The following is a 17,812-nucleotide window of genomic DNA, read 5'->3' as shown; positions in this document are numbered from 1 at the left end:
TTTATGAATCGACATATCTTACGTGATCTATCGTGCCTTCCAAAAGAATTTCCTCAGGAAGGATTGCCTTAATGACCAAGTTTTTTCCTGATATGATACATTGCCCCTGCTTGAGCATCAGCCTGACTTCTTCTTCGCTGAACAGCAAGAGGCCTCTGTGATTTTCTATGTAGATATGAAGTCTGCCGACCATCGTAATGCGAGGCAGATCCATCATAACGTCCGGGGGAATTTCCAATGCTCTAGTCAGCCACGCCTTTACACGATTCTTTCTTTGCCCCATAAAAAAAGAACCCCCTTTCATCTCATATGTATGATTTGAAAAGGGGTTCTAACACTTTAATTTTTACCGATGCTCCGCATGGTCCGGTGCGGTTTTTTTGCACGGGGCGGACCTAAAATCTCACTGAATATGATGCCCTGCACTGCAGTTTCTTTCTTAATCTTGAGGGCTGATTTCTTCAGAGACGCATTTCGTGTGCGTTGAGATGTCAGCTTAAGTTCAAGCCCATTGAACATCTGCTCTGTCTCCGCAAGGCGCTTTTCAGCTTCCCTTCTTTTTTGCTCAAAAGGGTTCTCTTTTGAAACGGCAGGCATTTCTTCCGCTTCCGGCTTGTGCTCTTTCGGCGGCTGTGTGTGATCCTGCTTTTTTTTCTGATCTGCGGGACGTCTATTCGGCGGGCGTTTTTCATCTTTGTTTTTCTTGCCGAATATTGCCGATATAATGCCGATGACGGCGGCAATGACGAGCGGATTTGTCAGAATCTCGTGCATATAGCGGCTCCCTCCTTAATAGAGAGGTTATTGTTGGTCTTCATCTTGCTGGTCATTCGTCAGCTTGCCGATAGAATCCCTCATGTCCGTGTCAGCGTCGATATTTTTTATGTTCATATAATCCATGACACCAATGTTTCCTTCACGTAAGGCTTCAGCCATCGCAAGCGGCACTTCCGCTTCAGCTTCCACGACTTTCGCACGCATTTCTTCTACGCGCGCACGCATTTCCTGCTCTTGGGCGACGGCCATGGCGCGGCGTTCTTCAGCTTTGGCCTGCGCAATGTTTTTGTCTGCTTCCGCCTGGTCTGTCTGCAGAATCGCTCCGATGTTTTTGCCGATATCCACGTCGGCGATGTCAATCGAGAGAATTTCAAATGCGGTACCTGAATCCAGCCCTTTGCCAAGTACGGTCTGCGAAATCATATCAGGGTTTTCAAGCACTTTTTTATGATTATACGAAGAACCGATTGTCGAGACAATCCCTTCCCCGACACGGGCGACAACCGTCTCTTCTCCCGCTCCTCCGACAAGGCGCTCGATATTGGCTCTTACCGTGATTCTGGCTTTTGCTTTTACTTCAATTCCGTCCATGGCGACACCCGCGATAAACGGTGTTTCAATGACCTTCGGATTGACGCTCATCTGTACGGCTTCCAACACGTCACGCCCGGCCAGGTCAATGGCTGCGCAGCGTTCAAATGTCAGCTCAATATTGGCGCGCTGTGCCGCAATCAGGGCATTGACCACCCTGTCGACATTACCTCCCGCCAGGTAATGGCTTTCGAGCTGATTTGTTGTTGCGGACAGGCCGGCTTTGTGCGCTTTAATTAACGGGTTGACAACGCGGCTTGGAATGACGCGGCGCAGCCTCATCCCGACCAAAGTGAAAATGCTGATTCTGACTCCTGCTGCAAGTGCCGAAATCCATAGCATCACCGGTACAAAGGTGAAGAATATGGCTAACACAATTATGGCAGCTGCAACTATTGCTAAAATCGCCAAACTTGACAGTTCCATCTAATTCCTCCTCAAGATTATCATCTATATTTCTCTCACGACAATGCGTGAGCCTTCCGCTTTCACCACTTTCACCTGTCTGTCTTTTTCAGTAAATGATCCTTCTGAAACGACATCAAGGCGTTCATCATCAATAATAACGGTGCCTGACGGTCTGAGGGCTGTAGCGGTAACACCGACTTTCCCCAACAGCTCCGTCCGGTTCTGATTTGAAACATAACCGTTCTCCGTGCTTGTTGAATCAGTTAATATCAATTTCTTAAAGAATTTCATTCGTTTCCCCAACACCCTTGTTAATATGATAAAGGCAGCAATAGACACACTAAAGGCGATCAAGAGAGAAACCGCCATTACAGTAAAGCTGCCCGCAGCGAGAAAGAGGCTCGCGATGACGCCTGCAACACCGATAAGACCGATTATGCCTCCAGGCAGAAATATCTCTAAAAGGATAAAAACCAAGCCTGCGCAAAATAAGAATACACTGTCATAGCCGGCAAATCCGGCAGCGATATGCCCGGTGAAAAACAGCAGCATGGCCGTCAGTCCGACGGCGCCCGGTATGCCGAGGCCCGGCGAGAATAATTCAATGGTCAAACCAAGCAAAGCGAGCGTTAATAAGACGGGGACAACAAACGGATTTGTCAGCCATCTTCCCAATTTGCCGACAAAACCCTCTTTTGCATGGTGAACATCGGCTTTATCAAAACCGAGCTTTGTATATAAAGCATCGAGGTTTGAAACCGTTCCCTCCGAATATCCGACTTCCTTGGCTTTTTCAGCTGTCAGTGTCAGCAGTTTTCCCTTCGGAGCGCCCGCTTCTTTTGCATTGATGGCGGGGTCTGCCATGGCCAGGGCGTATTTCGGGTTTCGGTTGTTTTTAGCCGCTGCGTCCTCCATTTCTGCATGCCACAGTGATTGGGCCTTTTTGTCTGCCGCGTTTCCTTTGCCGTCGATGATGGCTGCGGCACCCATTTTTCCGCCCGGCGCCATATAAATGTCATCAGCCTGAAGCGCTATATATGCCCCGGCAGAAAGCGCCCGTTTATTCACGTAAGCGGTAACAGGCACATCCGCGCCGCCAATGACATCTGCAATATCCAAAGCTGATTGAACGGCGCCTCCCGGTGTATTGATGTCAAGAATAATGTGTGACGCGCCGGATTCCTTCGCTTCTTTGAAAGAATGCGATAAAAAAGCAGCAAGCCCCTGTTCGACATTTTTCTCAACCGGGATGACATAAACCGATGAACGATCAGCTTTTGCGTTCAATTGAACTCCTAATAAAGATAATACAAACAAGCCCAATAGAGCAACAGCAATTCCGGTTTTTTTTCGGAACAAGGCAGATATACCCTCCTTCCCGTTTCATTCTTCTTTATATACGTAACAAATGTACTTTAGTTTCATTTTTTTATGTATAAAAAAAGACATCTCTCGAGGAAAGATGTCTTTTTCTTCGTCAATTAAGATAATTGACTGCTGACAAGCCTGTTAATCACGCTGCCGTCAGCTTTACCTTTTACTTTAGGCATAATAGCACTCATCACTTTGCCCATGTCCGCTTTCGAGCTCGCACCGACTTCAGCGATGGTTTCATTTACGATTGTCTGCAGCTCTTCTTCAGAAAGCTGTTTCGGTAAATAAACTTCTAAAATGTCCAGCTCTTTTTGAACTTTATCTACTAAATCTAAACGATTAGCGTTTGAAAATTCATGGAGGGAGTCTTTACGTTGCTTAAGTTCACGAGATAGGACAGTAAGTTCCTCATCCTCGGTCAAACTGTCTTTCTTAAGCTTAATTGCTTCGTTTTGAAGTGAAGCTTTCACCATTCGAACGACAGTCAGTTTGTCTTTCTCACGGCTTTTCATATACAGCTTCATATCTTGGTTAAGTCGCTCAAGAAGACTCATAAATCCACCCTCTTTTAGAATTTGCGTTTTCTAGCAGCTTCTGACTTTTTCTTGCGCTTTACGCTAGGTTTTTCATAAAATTCGCGCTTTCTTGCTTCTTGCAAAGTACCTGTCTTTGATACACTGCGTTTGAAGCGACGAAGAGCATCTTCAAGCGATTCGTTTTTTCTAACGACCGTTTTTGACATTCTCTTTCCCTCCCTCCGAATACACCAATCGACTACCTTTAAAAAGATACATATATAAACATGTACTTTGACATTATAATATAAGCCATGAGTCAGGTCAACTAAGTGAGTTCACTTTTCCGTCATGAATAACGCGGCTTGTCTATATAATGATGGAAAGGGGTGTTTCGTTTGCTGATACTGATTCTCTTTACCGCACTTATCCTTGTTTTTTTACTCGGAATGAGCCTGCTCAGACAAGGGCTGATTGCTTTAACGTATTCAAAAATTGAGAAGAGCCTCCTCTTGTTTACCGACCACCCTTTGAAAGCTTTTCTCATCAGCATTGTATTCACGGGTTTTCTTCAGAGCAGCTCAGCTTTTATGGTTATTGTGATCGGCTTTGTCAGTGCAGGCGCTTTGCCTTTTAAACGGACCATTCCGATGATTCTCGGCACGAATGTCGGCTCCACATTTACGACGGAGTTTTTGGCCATAAAGATGGATGTGCTCATTTGGGTGCTTTTGATCGGCGGCCTTGTGTTTATTCTTATCCGGAAATATCCGTTCAGGCAGATCGGCGTAAGCTTTCTCGGTCTCGGCATCATCTTTTTTTGCATCACGTGCTTCAGCCGTCTTGCCGTTCCGCTGACAGAAATGAAGGCGGGGGCGGAGGTTTTGCGCCATGTAAATGATTCAAGCTGGTCCGCTCTTTTGATCGGCATGATATTGACGGCCATCATTCATTCAAGCTCCGTCTGCATCGGCATTTTAATGAGCTTTATGAACGAAGGGATGATCGGCATTGAACAGGCGGTCAGCGTCGTTCTCGGATCTAATATCGGGACATGCGTCACGGCCGTCATGGCTGCTGTTTCAGGGGGTTATGCCGCCAGACAGACCGCCGGTGCTCACGTTGTCTTTAATATACTCGGCGTACTTCTTGTCTTTCCCTTCCTGTCCGCAGCAGCAGGTTTTACAGAGCGGCTGTCTGACGATCCCGCCCAAATGATCGCGCATTTCAGCCTTTTGTTTAATGTTGTCACCGCGTTATTATTTCTGCCGTTCACGCATTTATTTTATCGGCTGATTGACAGGCTGATCCCTCCGAAACCGTAAAAAACCGATGCGTGAAAGCATCGGTTTTTTATCTGTTACGAAGACATGCGCATATTCTGAGTCATTTCTTCTTCAACAACGCGGACGAATTGTCCTTCATTGTACGGATAGCCCGCTTTTTGAATTTTGACTTTGACAAGTTTGCCGATTAAATCTTCCGTGCCTTTGAAGACGACTTTCATGTAATTGTCTGTATAGCCGACGAACATGCCGTCTTCATCAGACTCTTTAAACGTCTCTTCCGGAATGATTTCAAGAACCTCTCCTTCATAATCGGAGGCGTATTCTTTGGCAAGCTGGTCAGACAGAGCAATCAGTTTGTGCACCCGTTCATTTTTCACATTCTCGTCAACCTGATCTTCCATTCTGGCCGCAGGCGTTCCGGTGCGTTTGCTGTAAGGGAATACGTGAAGCTCAGAAAATTTATGTTCTTTAATGAACCGGTATGTTTCCATAAATTCTTCTTCCGTTTCACCCGGGAAACCGACGATAACATCAGAAGTGACAGCAAGACCCGGCAGCGCTTCTTTCAGCTTATTTAAACGGTCCGCGAAAAATTCCATCGTATATTTGCGTCTCATCCGTTTCAGAACGGTGTTTGATCCTGACTGAATCGGGATGTGAAGGTGGCGGACAATTTTATCAGACGCATCCAGCACTTCAATCACTTCATCAGTGATTTGGCTTGCTTCAATAGATGAGATTCTGATTCTTTTCAGTCCTTCTACACGTGTATCCAATTCACGGAGAAGCTTGGCGAAATTGTAATCTTTCATATCTTCGCCGTAGCCGCCCGTATGAATCCCCGTCAGAACGATTTCTTTATAACCGGCATCCACCAGCTGCTGCGCCTGTTTAATGACTTCTTCAGGATCGCGGGAACGAAGCAGGCCGCGCGCCCAAGGGATGATGCAGAACGTACAGAAGTTGTTGCAGCCTTCTTGGATTTTCAATGACGCTCTTGTCCGGTCAGTAAAAGCGGGAACATCCAGCTCTTCAAACACACGTGCTTTCATAATGTTGCCGACGCCGTTGATCGGCTGGCGCTCTTCTCTGTACTGCTCAATGTAACCGAGCATTTTTTCGCGATCCTGCGTGCCGACGACGATGTCAACGCCCGGGATGGCCATAATTTCTGCCGGAGATGTTTGCGCATAGCACCCTGTTACGCAGATGACGCCGTCAGGATTTTGGCGGATCGCCCGTCTGATGACTTGACGGCTTTTTTTATCTCCCGTGTTTGTTACCGTACATGTATTAATGACATATACATCTGCTGTCTGCTCGAATTCTTTTCGTTCATAACCCGCATCTTTAAACAGCTGCCAGATTGCTTCTGTTTCATAATGATTGACCTTGCAGCCAAGGGTATGAAAAGCAACAGTTGCCATTACTGATCACCTCTTAATAACTCTGTATGATAGGAAACTGCGCTTAACGCGTAAAGCGGCGCAGTTTCAGTCCGTAAAATTCTTGGTCCGAGGCCGCATAAGACGGCGCCTTTTTCTGAAAGCTGCTGAACTTCAGACTCAGTCAGACCGCCTTCAGGGCCGAATACGATGAGAAGAGACGAACCTTTCGGAAGGCTTTTGAGCTCCGCAGCGAAAGCGCCCGTTTCTCCCTGTTTTGATGACTCCTCGTATGCAACGACACATTTATCGACATTCTCCGCCATTTCAAGCAGCTGCCGGAACGAATGAACGGTTTTCACTTCGGGAATTTCATTGCGGTACGATTGCTCCGCCGCCTCCTTCGCGATTTTCGCCCATCTTTCCCGCTTCTTCTTTGCCTTTTTGTCGTCAAGCTTAACGACGGATCTGGCGCCTTGAAAGGGGATGAACATACTTGCCCCGAGCTCGGTCCCTTTTTGAATAATCCATTCAAGCTTATCGCCTTTCGGAAGGCCGCTGGCGATCCTGATTTTTAACGGCAGCTCACGGTTTTCTCCCGTCCATTCAGCCATGCTGCATGATATATGATCTTTAGAAACCTCTTTGAGCAGGCATAACGCTTCATGGCCGTCTTTCGAACAGCAGATTATCCGGTCTCCTGCATTCATTCTCATGACGTTTGCAATGTGGTGGACGTCTTCTCCCGTAATTTGAAAATCGGGGGTTTCGTCCATCTCCTGCTTCGTGAGCTCGATAAAATATCGTTGCATACGCTGTGACACCTACTAACTGTTATTTTTTCGCGATGATGCTGACCCAATCTTCCATAGACAGAATTTCTGTAATGGTAAAACCGGCTTTTTCCAACGCTTCTTTTACTTCCTGTTTTTTCTGGCCGATAATGCCTGAAGTAATAAAGTGGCCCCCGTCTTTTAGCAGGTCGTACGCCTGCGATGTAAAGCGGAGAATCACTTCCGCCAAAATATTCGCGACAATGACATCGTGTTCACCTGTGATGCCGTCTAACAAATTGTTCTGTTTCACTTCGGCCGTATCGTTTACTTTGTTCAATTTCACATTCAGACGCGCGCTTTCGACAGCGACCGGGTCAAGATCATACGCATGAACCGATTCAGCCTCAAGCATGGCGGCTGCAATGCTCAAAATTCCTGAACCGGTGCCGACATCAATGACACGGTCGCCTTTTTGAACGATACGCTCAAGCGCCTGAATGCACAAAACGGTTGTCGGATGCGTTCCCGTACCGAATGCCATGCCCGGGTCCATTTCGATAATCAGTTCATCGGTATTCACGGGTGTGTACGTTTCCCATGTGGGTACGATCGTGAATTTTTCAGAAATTTTTACCGGATGATAATACTTTTTCCAAGCTGTCGCCCATTCCTCTTCATTAACTTCAGAAATGGTGATTGTGTTTCTGCCTAAATCAATGTCGTACAAAAGCAGATTATTAATCGTCTCTTTAATGCCGTCGACCGTTTCGCCGAGGAAACTGTTGATCGGCAGATACGCTTTGACAATGACACCCTCATCGGGGTAATCATTGGGGTCGAGCTGGTAGATTTCCCCGTAAACATTCTCACGCTCTTTCATTAAATCAAGCGGATCTTCGATGACAACCCCGCTCGCACCAGCTTCATGCAAAATATTTGAGATGGGTTCGACCGCTTCATGTGTTGTGTGAATGCTGATTTCGGACCATTTCAAAACTACCAACTCCTATCCAATCATTACTCGCCTTTAAATGCGCGTTTTACTTTGTCAAAGAAACTCATTTCTTGTTCATCCGGCAGGTTGCCGCTGACTTCAGCGAACTCGCGGATGATGTCTTTTTGTTTATCTGTCAGATTCGTCGGCGTAACGACGCGGACGACAATGTGCTGGTCGCCTTGTCCGTAGCCGCGGACATTCTGCACGCCTTTGCCTCTTAATCTGAATTTTGTGCCGGTTTGTGTGCCGGCAGGAATTTTTAATTTCACTTTTCCGTGAAGCGTCGGCACTTCAACTTCGTCTCCGAGTGCCGCTTGGGCAAACGTTAACGGCATTTCACAGTAAATATCATCTCCGTCACGCTCAAAGAACTCGTGGGCGCGCACATGGAATACGACAAACAGATCTCCCGGAGGACCTCCGTTTACACCCGGTTCACCTTGACCCGGAACGCGGAGCTGCTGTCCGTCGTCCACACCGGCAGGGATCGTAACGTTAATTTTTTTCCGTTTTTTCACTTTGCCCGTGCCGCCGCAGTCAGAGCACTTGTTTTTAATGATTTTTCCTGTTCCTTCACAGTGGTGGCAGACTCTTCGGTTAACCACTTTGCCAAACGGCGTGTTCTGTTCGACATTCAGCTGGCCTGAACCGCCGCAATGCGAGCACGTTTCCGGATTTGTCCCCGGCTTCGCGCCTGAGCCTTTGCATGTTTCACAATTCTCTTCGCGAGGAATTTCAATGATCGTTTCTTTTCCGAAAGCCGCATCTTCAAATGACAGTGTCATTGTATACTGCAGATCCGCGCCCTGCCTCGGCGCGTTCGGATCACGGCGTCTCGTGCCGCCGCCGAAGATGCTTGAGAAGATGTCATCGAAACCGAAGCCGCCGAAGTCTCCTCCGCCGCCGAAACCGCCGCCGAAGCCCTGATTAGGGTCAGTATGGCCGAATTGATCATATTGAGCCCGTTTTTGGTCATCTGAGAGCGCTTCGTATGCTTCTTTTACCTCTTTGAATTTTTCATCTGCTCCGGATTCTTTATTGATATCAGGATGATATTTTTTTGAAAGCTTCCGATAGGCTTTTTTGATTTCATCCTTTGAAGCGCTCTTACTTACTCCAAGCACTTCATAGTAATCACGCTTACTCATCTCGCTTCACTCTCCCGAATTTCTCACATAAATTAGATTGTATCATTTTGAATTATGTTTTTTCAATTCCTTTTATCCCGGGCAAGAAAAAAAGTCAAAGCCAAGAGATGCCTGACTTTGACTTTCTGTCTGTTGAATCAGAATATGCTGTGTGTTCTTTTGCGTTCTGCGGAAAGAACTTATTTTTTCGTTTCGTCGTCTTTTACTTCTTCGTATTCCGCATCGACAACGTTATCGTCCGCTTTTTTGCCTTCAGCGTTTGCTGCGCCTTCAGCCTGCTGCGCTTTTGCCGCTTCTTCATAAAGCTTCATGGAAAGCTCTTGAACGATTGTTTGAAGCTCATCTTTTTTCGCTTTGATCTCTTCAATTTCGTTTTTCTCGATAGCTGCTTTCAGCGCGTCTTTCGCGTCGTTTGCTTTTTTCACTTGCTCTTCATCCACTTTGCCTTCCAGGTCTTTTAATGTTTTTTCCGTTTGGAACACAAGCTGGTCAGCTTCGTTGCGGACTTCGATTTCTTCTTTTTTCTTCGCATCAGCGTCAGCGTTTTCTTCCGCTTCTTTCACCATGCGTTCGATTTCGTCATCAGAAAGACCTGAAGAAGATTTGATTGTAATGTTTTGTTCTTTTCCTGTGCCTAAGTCTTTCGCTCTTACGTTTACGATACCGTTTTTGTCAATATCGAAAGAAACTTCGATTTGAGGCACGCCGCGCGGTGCAGGCGGGATATCAGTAAGCTGGAAGCGGCCGAGTGTTTTGTTGTCGGCAGACATCGGGCGCTCACCTTGCAGCACGTGAATGTCAACGGCTGTTTGGTTATCAGCAGCAGTTGAGAATACTTGTGATTTGCTTGTCGGAATTGTCGTATTGCGGTCGATCAGTTTCGTGAATACGCCGCCCATTGTTTCAATACCGAGTGACAGCGGTGTAACGTCAAGAAGGACAACGTCTTTTACGTCTCCTGTGATGACGCCGCCTTGAATTGCAGCACCAAGCGCTACAACTTCATCCGGGTTTACGCCTTTATGCGCTTCTTTGCCTGTTTCTTTTTTGATTGCTTCCTGTACGGCAGGAATACGTGTAGATCCGCCGACAAGGATAACTTTGTCGATTTCGCTTGCAGAAAGATCCGCATCTTGAAGAGCCTGACGGACAGGAGCCATTGTGCGCTCAACGAGATGAGCGGAAAGCTCTTCGAATTTAGCGCGGGTCAGTGTCAGCTCAAGGTGAAGAGGACCTGCGTCTCCCGCTGTGATAAACGGTAAAGAAATTTGCGTAGATGATACGCCGGAAAGATCTTTTTTCGCTTTCTCAGCCGCATCTTTCAAACGCTGAAGCGCCATTTTGTCTTTTGACAGATCAATGCCGTTTTCTTTTTTGAATTCTGCTACGAGATGGTCGATGATGACTTGGTCAAAGTCATCCCCGCCAAGACGGTTGTCACCGGCAGTTGAACGGACTTCAAACACGCCGTCGCCAAGTTCAAGCACAGATACGTCAAACGTACCGCCGCCAAGGTCGTAAACAAGAATCGTTTGGTCTTCGTCCGTTTTATCAAGTCCGTATGCAAGCGCTGCTGCAGTCGGCTCGTTGATAATACGCTCTACTTCAAGACCGGCAATTTTACCGGCATCTTTTGTCGCTTGGCGTTCTGCATCGTTGAAGTATGCAGGAACCGTGATAACAGCTTTAGAAACTGTTTCGCCAAGGTAGCTTTCAGCGTATGCTTTCAGATGCTGAAGGATAATGGCTGACACTTCCTGAGGCGTGTAGTCTTTTCCTTCGATTTCTACTTTATAGTCAGTACCCATATGGCGTTTGACAGACATGATTGTGTTAGGGTTTGTGATAGATTGGCGTTTTGCCACTTCCCCTACTTGGCGCTCGCCGTTTTTAAATGCAACGACTGACGGAGTAGTACGGTTACCCTCAGCGTTAGCGATAACTGTCGGCTCGCCGCCTTCAAGCACTGCCACACATGAGTTTGTCGTACCCAAGTCAATTCCGATTACTTTACTCACTTTGAATTACCTCCTGCTATGTAGTTATTGATTCACTTTAACCATTGAAGGACGGATGACGCGGTCCTTCAGTTTGTAGCCTTTTTGCAGTTCTTCGATAACAATATTGCTGCCGAAGTTTTCATCTTCCACCTGCATGACGGCTTGGTGAAGGTTCGGATCAAATTCCTGACCGACAGCTTCGATGGCTTCAACGCCTTCTCTTTCAAGAGCGTCCATCAGCTGGCGGCGGACCATTTCCATACCTTGCAGCAAGCTTTTTGTCTGCTCGCTTTCAGCTTCTACCTGTAAGGCCCGTTCAAAGTTGTCGAGAGCCGGAAGGATTTCCGTTACGACGTTTTGAGAACGGTATTTCTGAGCAGCTTCCATTTCAAGGCGGCTGCGTCGTTTATAGTTTTCAAAGTCTGCTTGAACACGCAAAAGCTTATTTTCTTTTTCATCAAGCAAACCCTGCAATTCATCAATTTGGTGCTGAAGGGCTTCTTCCTGACCTGCTGTTTCTTCATGCTGTTCTTGTGAAGCGGCTTGTTCTGCCTGTTCTGTCGTTTCTTCTTGTTCTGCTGCTTCAACCTGTTCTGCGGTTTGTTTTTCTTCTGACATTGTGTTCACCTCCCTCAAATGCTGTAAAAAGATGACTGAAAATGTTTGCCAAAATTCCCTTATTCATCATACAAACTTGTGAATGCTTTTGACAAGTCCGAAGTCACATGCTGCAGCAGGCTGACGACTCTTGAATAATTCATGCGTGTCGGCCCGATAATGGCGATTGATCCGATCTGCTTCGTGTCAACCGTATAGGTGGCCGTGATCAGGCTGCAGTTTTCCATTTCCTCGTAGTCGTTTTCTTTTCCGATTTTGATTGAAATCCCGGCTTTTGACGACTGAAACAGCTTCAGGACATCCTGCTCTTTTTCAATTAAGGATAAGAGCGAGCGGACCCGTTCAATATCATGGAACTCCGGCTGATTCAGCATATTGATTTTTCCGCCGAAAAATAATTTCTCAACATGGCCCGCCGGATGGAATGTGGAGCGGAGCGATTCGAGAATGCTGTCATAGTTGGCGATATGCTGCCTTAAATATGTGACAACCTCTTTAAAAATACGCTCATTCAGTTCGTCCATCGGAACGCCCGCTAATCGGTCGTTCAATATATTGACCAGTTTTTCAATATCGGCCAAATCCACTTTAGCCGGGAAATTGATCGTGCGGTTTTCGACATGCCCCGTATTCGTAACGAGGATGGCGACCGCTTTATCCGGCTGGATCGGAACAATTTGAATCTGTTTAAGATAATTCTCGCTCAGCGTCGGCCCGAGAACAATCGATGTGTAGTTTGTCAGTTCGGACAGGATCTGCGCTGATTTTTGGACTGTTTTTTCAAGCTCGAAGATTTTTTCTTTAAATATCGAGTGAATTAAATCCAGATCGGTTTTAGTCAGCTTGACGGGTGACAGCAAATGATCGACATAATACCTGTACCCTTTTTCCGACGGAATCCGTCCTGAGGATGAATGGGTTTTTTCAATAAAGCCCAATTCCTCCAAGTCAGCCATCTCGTTTCTGATCGTTGCAGAGCTGAATGTAATCTCGTCTTTTTTTGAAAGAGTTCTTGATCCTACAGGCTGCGCTGATTGTATAAAATCATTAATAATCACTTGCAGGATCAACAGCTGACGATTTGTTAACATCATCATCACCCCTGTTAGCACTCAAGGTCAGCGAGTGCTAATTCTATATCAAAAGTAACAAACGAAAAGAAAAATGTCAATTATAACTCACCCAAAAAAGCGCCAAAAACCTCATTTCCTAATAATTTGCCTTCATGCGTTAATGCTACCGATTTTTCCGAGTCACAGATCAGGCCTTTTTCAGTTAAATCTTTGAGAATATCAGGAAACAGTTCATCGACTGAACGTCCGAATTTATCCAGGAAAGCTTTTTTTTGCACGCCTGACATTTTTCTGAGACCGAGGAACATTTCTTCCTCAATCTGCTCTTCACGTGTCACCTCGTGCGTGTCCCGGTAAGGCAGCCCTTTTTCTTCGATGAGCTGAATATAATGTTTCACGGGACCAGCGTTGACGGTGCGGGTGCCGCTGATATATCCGTGAGCCCCTGCGCCAAAACCGAAATACTCTTCATTGCTCCAATAGGTCAGATTATGCTGCGACTCGTAGCCGGGCTTTGCAAAGTTGCTGATTTCGTATTGGCGGATGCCCGCTTCACTCATCTGCCTCATAACCGTTTCATACATCTCAGCCTCTTGTTCTTGCGCAGGGAGATGCAGGCGGCCTTTTTGCATTAAATTATAAAACACCGTTTTCGGCTCGACGATCAGCGAGTAAACGGAATAGTGCTCCGCATCCAGCGACAAAGCCGTTTTAACAGAATTATCAAGGTCAGCCAGCGTCTGTCCCGGCAGGCCGAACATTAAATCGAGACTGATGTTGTCAAAACCGAGCGCCCTCGCCCGTTCAAAGGAGCTGAACACGTCCTTTTGTTTATGCACCCTGCCGATTTTCTGCAAAAGGGCATCTTCGAAAGTTTGAACACCGAAGCTCAGCCGATTGACACCGGCATTTTTCAGGATTTTTAATTTTTCCGAGGACAAGTCATCCGGATTCGCTTCCGCGGCAAATTCAATGAGTCCGTCAGAAGGCTCCAGCACGCGGTGAATGGAATCCATCAGTTTTTCAAGCTGGGCGGGCGAGAGCGATGTCGGCGTGCCTCCCCCGATAAAAATCGTGCGAAGATCAGGGCGGCCCGTACGTTCTATCGTATTTATCATTTCCTTTTCGAGTGAGTTTAAATACTCATCGACAGGCTGGCTCTGAATAAAATATTTATTGAAATCGCAATAGTGGCAGATATGCTCACAAAACGGAATATGAATATAAGCTGATTTCATTTGAAACACCTTCTTCTTTACAGAAAGAAGCCGCAGTGCGGGACTGCGGCGGCTTCCGTTATTTTTTCGGGCTGTCATCCATTTTAAGGACGGCCATAAACGCTTCCTGCGGCACTTCGACTGAGCCGACCTGCTTCATCCGGCGTTTTCCTTCTTTTTGTTTTTCAAGAAGCTTCCGTTTCCGCGAGATGTCTCCGCCGTAACATTTTGCAAGAACGTTTTTCCTCATGGCTTTAATGGTTGAGCGCGCCACGATTTTCTGTCCGATCGCCGCCTGCACCGGCACTTCGAATTGCTGGCGCGGGATCAGCTCTTTTAATTTTTCGACGATGACTTTTCCGCGCTCGTATGCGTAATCGCGGTGGACGATAAATGACAGCGCATCAATTTTTTCAGCATTCAGCATAATGTCCATTTTGACGAGTTTAGACGGCTTGTAGCCGATCAGCTCGTAATCGAAAGAGGCGTACCCTTTCGTACTGGACTTCAGCTGATCAAAAAATTCGTAAACAATTTCCGCAAGAGGCATCTCGTATACAATGCTGACCCGGTTGGCGTCTAAGTACTGCATATCGATAAAGTTGCCCCGTTTCCCCTGACAAAGCTCCATAACCGCTCCGACATAATCGTTCGGAACCATCATCGTCGCTTTGACATAAGGTTCTTCCACCCGTTCTATTTTTTGCGGGTCAGGCATGTTTGACGGGTTATCGACGACGATCTTTTCACCGTCCGTCATATATACGTCATAAATAACGCTCGGCGCGGTCGTGATGAGGTCAATTTTAAATTCCCGTTCAATCCGTTCTTGAATGATCTCCATGTGAAGCATTCCTAAAAAGCCGCAGCGGAAGCCGAAGCCGAGGGCTTGTGACGTCTCCGCCTCGTATTGAAGGGAGGAGTCATTCAATTCAAGTTTTTCCAGAGCCTCGCGCAAGTCATTATATTTGGCTGTGTCAATCGGGTAAAGTCCGCAATAGACCATCGGATTGAGTTTGCGGTATCCCGGAAGCGCTTCTGCCGCAGGCTTAACCGCGCTTGTAATCGTATCACCGACACGGGTGTCGCCGACATTTTTAATTGCGGCTGTCAAATAGCCTACATCACCGACTGTCAGTTCGTCAGCCGGCTGCGCTTTCGGCGTAAAGACGCCGACTTCGATGACTTCAAACTCTTTTCCGGTCGCCATCATTTTAATTTTCTGGCCGGGTTTTACCGTTCCTTCTACGACTCTGATATACGCGACGACTCCGCGGTACGCGTCATAAAGCGAGTCAAAGATGAGCGCTTTCAGCGGAGCTTCCGGATCTCCCGCGGGAGCAGGCACTTTTTCTACGATCTGCTCTAAAATGTCTTCGATGCCGATACCCGCTTTCGCTGAAGCGAGGACGGCGTCTGAAGCGTCAAGACCGATCACGTCCTCAACTTCTTGACGCACACGTTCTGGCTCTGCGCTCGGGAGATCGATTTTATTAATGACAGGAAGAATCTCAAGGTCATTATCAAGCGCCAGATAGACGTTCGCCAATGTCTGCGCTTCAATTCCCTGGGCCGCATCAACAACGAGAATCGCGCCTTCACAAGCAGCCAGGCTTCGTGATACTTCATATGTAAAGTCGACGTGTCCGGGCGTGTCGATGAGATGGAATATATATTCTTCTCCGTCTTTTGCTTTGTATTTCAGCTGAACGGAATTTAATTTGATGGTAATTCCCCGTTCGCGTTCAAGGTCCATTGAATCAAGCAATTGTTCTTTCATTTCCCGCTGGGTGATCGCCGATGTTTTTTCTAAAATCCGATCCGCCAAGGTCGATTTGCCGTGGTCTATATGGGCGATGATCGAGAAATTCCGGATTCTTGACTGCCTCTCTAAACGCTTTTCTTTATCTGTCACAATCTATCACTCCTACTATTAAACGCAAAATACACTAGCTTAGATTATATCAATAGGATTGTAAACATTCAATTAAAACAAGAAAGAGAAAAGCTTCCTATTTGGAATCGTCCGCTTTTCTCCTTAAAATGCTATCGGTTCAGTTTCGAAACCCACTCGTACATCGCCTGGGCCGAGTCCGTTACGGTATTTGAAAGGGTTTCCCCGGCTTTTGAAAACAGGTTGAAGGTTTCCGCCTGTTCCAGCTGTTTTTGTTTTTCTTCCAGATCTTTCGCCGTAACGGTTTGGCCCAAAATGGATGCCTCTTTTTCCTGACCCTCTCCGCCGCTAAGCGTGAATGCACCTTTTAAGGAGGGGTCTTTGTATCCTTTCATATCAAGCATTCCGCTGTTTGCCTGCTGCATGCCGAACAAAACGCCGACAAACATGACAATGGCGATCAGCAGGCATTTGCCGGTAAATCGGATCATTTGCATCACCTGATTTCTATTGTTTTTCCTTCTCTCCTGATTGCGAACTGACTTTTTCAGCATTCCAGTACAGTTCGCTGAATACATCGGCTACGGCATCGGATGCGCGTCTCAGTTCTTCAAGGTTGTTATCCACGCCTCCGAATTCCAGCAGAAGCGACCGGTCGTTTAAATCCTGGTTGTATACTCCATTATCTCCCGGAGAGCCTTTTGATAAAACACCGACGCTTAAGCCGGGGTATTTTTTCTCCATGAGCTTATGAAGTTCACTTGCGAGTTTATAGTTTTCTTCAAAATTGGCGCTTTTTTTGCCGACGACGATGGCCACTCTGGCATAGCTTTTTCCTTTAATATCGGCTGTCGTATTTTTCTTGCGGCGGGAATCCCGGTGAATATCTATGGTATATTGCAGATTTTTATTTTTGGCGAGCGCGCTTTTTACAACCGGTCTTGATTCGTCATAGCTTCGCGCATAATTTAAACCGTCTTTGTTCAGGCGGCCCTGAATGTCGGTTTTATCTACGTCCGCTCCTACGCCTTGCGCTTCCAGCGCTTTTCCGAACATATCTCCGACAAGCGTGACATTGGCCTTCGAATGGCGGGCGTTATCCGGATTTGTTTCCCCTTTTAACAGAGGGAGATAGGATTCGGTATTGTGAGTGTGATAAATAAAGACGACTTTTTTGCTGCCGGTCGAATGCTTCGGCGGCGCCGTTTCTTCTTTTTTCGTTTTGTTTTCGATTTCTGCAAGATTCACTTCTTTTTCTTTTTCCATCACCTTTGACGGCGGCGGAGATTCAGCCGGCATATTCGTATAATCCGTCCCCTGCCCCGCCAACAGGATCTCCGTATCGTATTGAGCGAATCCCGGCAGCTCGCGTCCCAAGAAGCTCCGCGGATCTTCCAGATTAATGCTTGTCGCCAGTTTTAAGGAAAGCCGTGACAGCTGAAATGAGTCTTTTTCAGGAAGCTCTGATGCGAAATAATGATTTTCCATGCCAAGGAGGTGTGCAAACGCGTCACCCGGAAGCTCTCCGGCAATTCCGTGAAGAGAATCGGAAGAAAGCCTCAGTTCAGGGCGAAGCGATGTGAGCACACCGGATAATACGAAAATAACGATAAGGCTTGTCATAAACAAAAACATGCCCTTGAGCGCATTTCCACCGTTTACTGCAACGACAATTTGACGGTTTCTGCGTTTTTTTCTCATGATTTGAATCCCTCCAGCGCTTGTCTAGTAATTACTCTATGAACAAGCT

At 46.7% G+C, this 17,812-nt stretch carries 18 protein-coding genes; 1 reads left to right on the top strand and 17 read right to left on the bottom strand.

Annotated features, from left to right (window positions below; translation table 11 throughout):
• Position 1: 1 nt before the first annotated feature.
• The 6 genes from yqfC to rpsU all read right to left on the bottom strand — a co-directional run bounded on the left by yqfC (position 2) and on the right by rpsU (position 3,892).
• Positions 2-283 carry a sporulation protein YqfC gene (gene yqfC, locus ACXN9U_RS02770; RefSeq protein WP_003152966.1) on the bottom strand — a complete coding sequence of 94 codons (282 nt, stop codon included), beginning with the start codon at positions 281-283 and terminating at the stop codon, positions 2-4.
• A gap of 56 nt (positions 284-339) precedes the next feature.
• The gene (locus tag ACXN9U_RS02765; protein WP_060964726.1) at positions 340-774 is read right to left on the bottom strand and encodes a hypothetical protein; all 435 of its coding nucleotides are present in this window, start codon (positions 772-774) and stop codon (positions 340-342) included.
• Between the two features lie 27 nt (positions 775-801).
• Positions 802-1,794, bottom strand: a complete 993-nt coding sequence (gene floA, locus ACXN9U_RS02760; RefSeq protein WP_060964725.1) for a flotillin-like protein FloA — start codon at positions 1,792-1,794, stop codon at positions 802-804.
• Positions 1,795-1,818: 24 nt separating this feature from the next.
• Positions 1,819-3,135, bottom strand: coding sequence for an NfeD family protein (locus ACXN9U_RS02755; protein WP_060964724.1), 1,317 nt, complete (start codon positions 3,133-3,135; stop codon positions 1,819-1,821).
• 122 nt (positions 3,136-3,257) lie between these two features.
• Positions 3,258-3,704: a GatB/YqeY domain-containing protein gene (locus tag ACXN9U_RS02750; protein WP_007408278.1), complete on the bottom strand. Its 447-nt coding sequence runs from the start codon at positions 3,702-3,704 to the stop codon at positions 3,258-3,260.
• A 14-nt stretch (positions 3,705-3,718) separates the two neighbouring features.
• The gene (gene rpsU / locus ACXN9U_RS02745) at positions 3,719-3,892 is read right to left on the bottom strand and encodes a 30S ribosomal protein S21 (protein WP_003152957.1); all 174 of its coding nucleotides are present in this window, start codon (positions 3,890-3,892) and stop codon (positions 3,719-3,721) included.
• 171 nt (positions 3,893-4,063) lie between these two features.
• On the opposite strand from rpsU, the gene ACXN9U_RS02740 reads away from it, so the two are divergent.
• Positions 4,064-4,990, top strand: coding sequence for a Na/Pi symporter (locus ACXN9U_RS02740; RefSeq protein ID WP_060964723.1), 927 nt, complete (start codon positions 4,064-4,066; stop codon positions 4,988-4,990).
• Positions 4,991-5,025: 35 nt separating this feature from the next.
• On the opposite strand, the gene mtaB is transcribed toward ACXN9U_RS02740, so the two are convergent.
• The 11 genes from mtaB to spoIIP all read right to left on the bottom strand — a co-directional run bounded on the left by mtaB (position 5,026) and on the right by spoIIP (position 17,763).
• Complete coding sequence (gene mtaB, locus ACXN9U_RS02735; RefSeq protein WP_013352930.1) at positions 5,026-6,381, bottom strand: tRNA (N(6)-L-threonylcarbamoyladenosine(37)-C(2))-methylthiotransferase MtaB; 1,356 nt, start codon at positions 6,379-6,381, stop codon at positions 5,026-5,028.
• On the bottom strand, positions 6,381-7,151 hold the full coding sequence (locus ACXN9U_RS02730) for a 16S rRNA (uracil(1498)-N(3))-methyltransferase (protein ID WP_060964722.1): 771 nt from the start codon (positions 7,149-7,151) through the stop codon (positions 6,381-6,383). The genes mtaB and ACXN9U_RS02730 overlap by 1 nt, the downstream gene beginning before the upstream one ends.
• Positions 7,152-7,173: 22 nt before the next feature.
• A complete protein-coding gene (gene prmA / locus ACXN9U_RS02725; protein ID WP_060964721.1) occupies positions 7,174-8,109 on the bottom strand; it encodes a 50S ribosomal protein L11 methyltransferase in 936 nt (311 codons plus the stop codon).
• A 23-nt stretch (positions 8,110-8,132) separates the two neighbouring features.
• Positions 8,133-9,260, bottom strand: a complete 1,128-nt coding sequence (gene dnaJ / locus ACXN9U_RS02720; RefSeq protein ID WP_060964720.1) for a molecular chaperone DnaJ — start codon at positions 9,258-9,260, stop codon at positions 8,133-8,135.
• A 179-nt stretch (positions 9,261-9,439) separates the two neighbouring features.
• Positions 9,440-11,278 (bottom strand): molecular chaperone DnaK, encoded by a 1,839-nt coding sequence (gene dnaK / locus ACXN9U_RS02715; protein WP_060964719.1) that lies wholly within the window; start codon positions 11,276-11,278, stop codon positions 9,440-9,442.
• Positions 11,279-11,302: 24 nt separating this feature from the next.
• Positions 11,303-11,878: a nucleotide exchange factor GrpE gene (gene grpE / locus ACXN9U_RS02710; protein ID WP_016938904.1), complete on the bottom strand. Its 576-nt coding sequence runs from the start codon at positions 11,876-11,878 to the stop codon at positions 11,303-11,305.
• A 59-nt stretch (positions 11,879-11,937) separates the two neighbouring features.
• On the bottom strand, positions 11,938-12,969 hold the full coding sequence (gene hrcA, locus ACXN9U_RS02705) for a heat-inducible transcriptional repressor HrcA (RefSeq protein WP_016938903.1): 1,032 nt from the start codon (positions 12,967-12,969) through the stop codon (positions 11,938-11,940).
• Positions 12,970-13,049: 80 nt separating this feature from the next.
• Positions 13,050-14,189: a radical SAM family heme chaperone HemW gene (hemW, locus tag ACXN9U_RS02700; RefSeq protein WP_060965134.1), complete on the bottom strand. Its 1,140-nt coding sequence runs from the start codon at positions 14,187-14,189 to the stop codon at positions 13,050-13,052.
• Between the two features lie 58 nt (positions 14,190-14,247).
• Complete coding sequence (gene lepA, locus ACXN9U_RS02695; RefSeq protein ID WP_047475598.1) at positions 14,248-16,083, bottom strand: translation elongation factor 4; 1,836 nt, start codon at positions 16,081-16,083, stop codon at positions 14,248-14,250.
• A 131-nt stretch (positions 16,084-16,214) separates the two neighbouring features.
• Complete coding sequence (locus ACXN9U_RS02690) at positions 16,215-16,553, bottom strand: YqxA family protein (RefSeq protein ID WP_016938900.1); 339 nt, start codon at positions 16,551-16,553, stop codon at positions 16,215-16,217.
• A 16-nt stretch (positions 16,554-16,569) separates the two neighbouring features.
• Positions 16,570-17,763, bottom strand: coding sequence for a stage II sporulation protein P (gene spoIIP, locus ACXN9U_RS02685; protein WP_060964718.1), 1,194 nt, complete (start codon positions 17,761-17,763; stop codon positions 16,570-16,572).
• Positions 17,764-17,812: the final 49 nt, after the last annotated feature.

The organism is Bacillus sp. BACIII, from assembly GCF_057836745.1.
The sequence above is the reverse complement of the archived record's forward strand: the minus strand, read 5'-3'. Positions and strand labels throughout refer to the sequence as shown.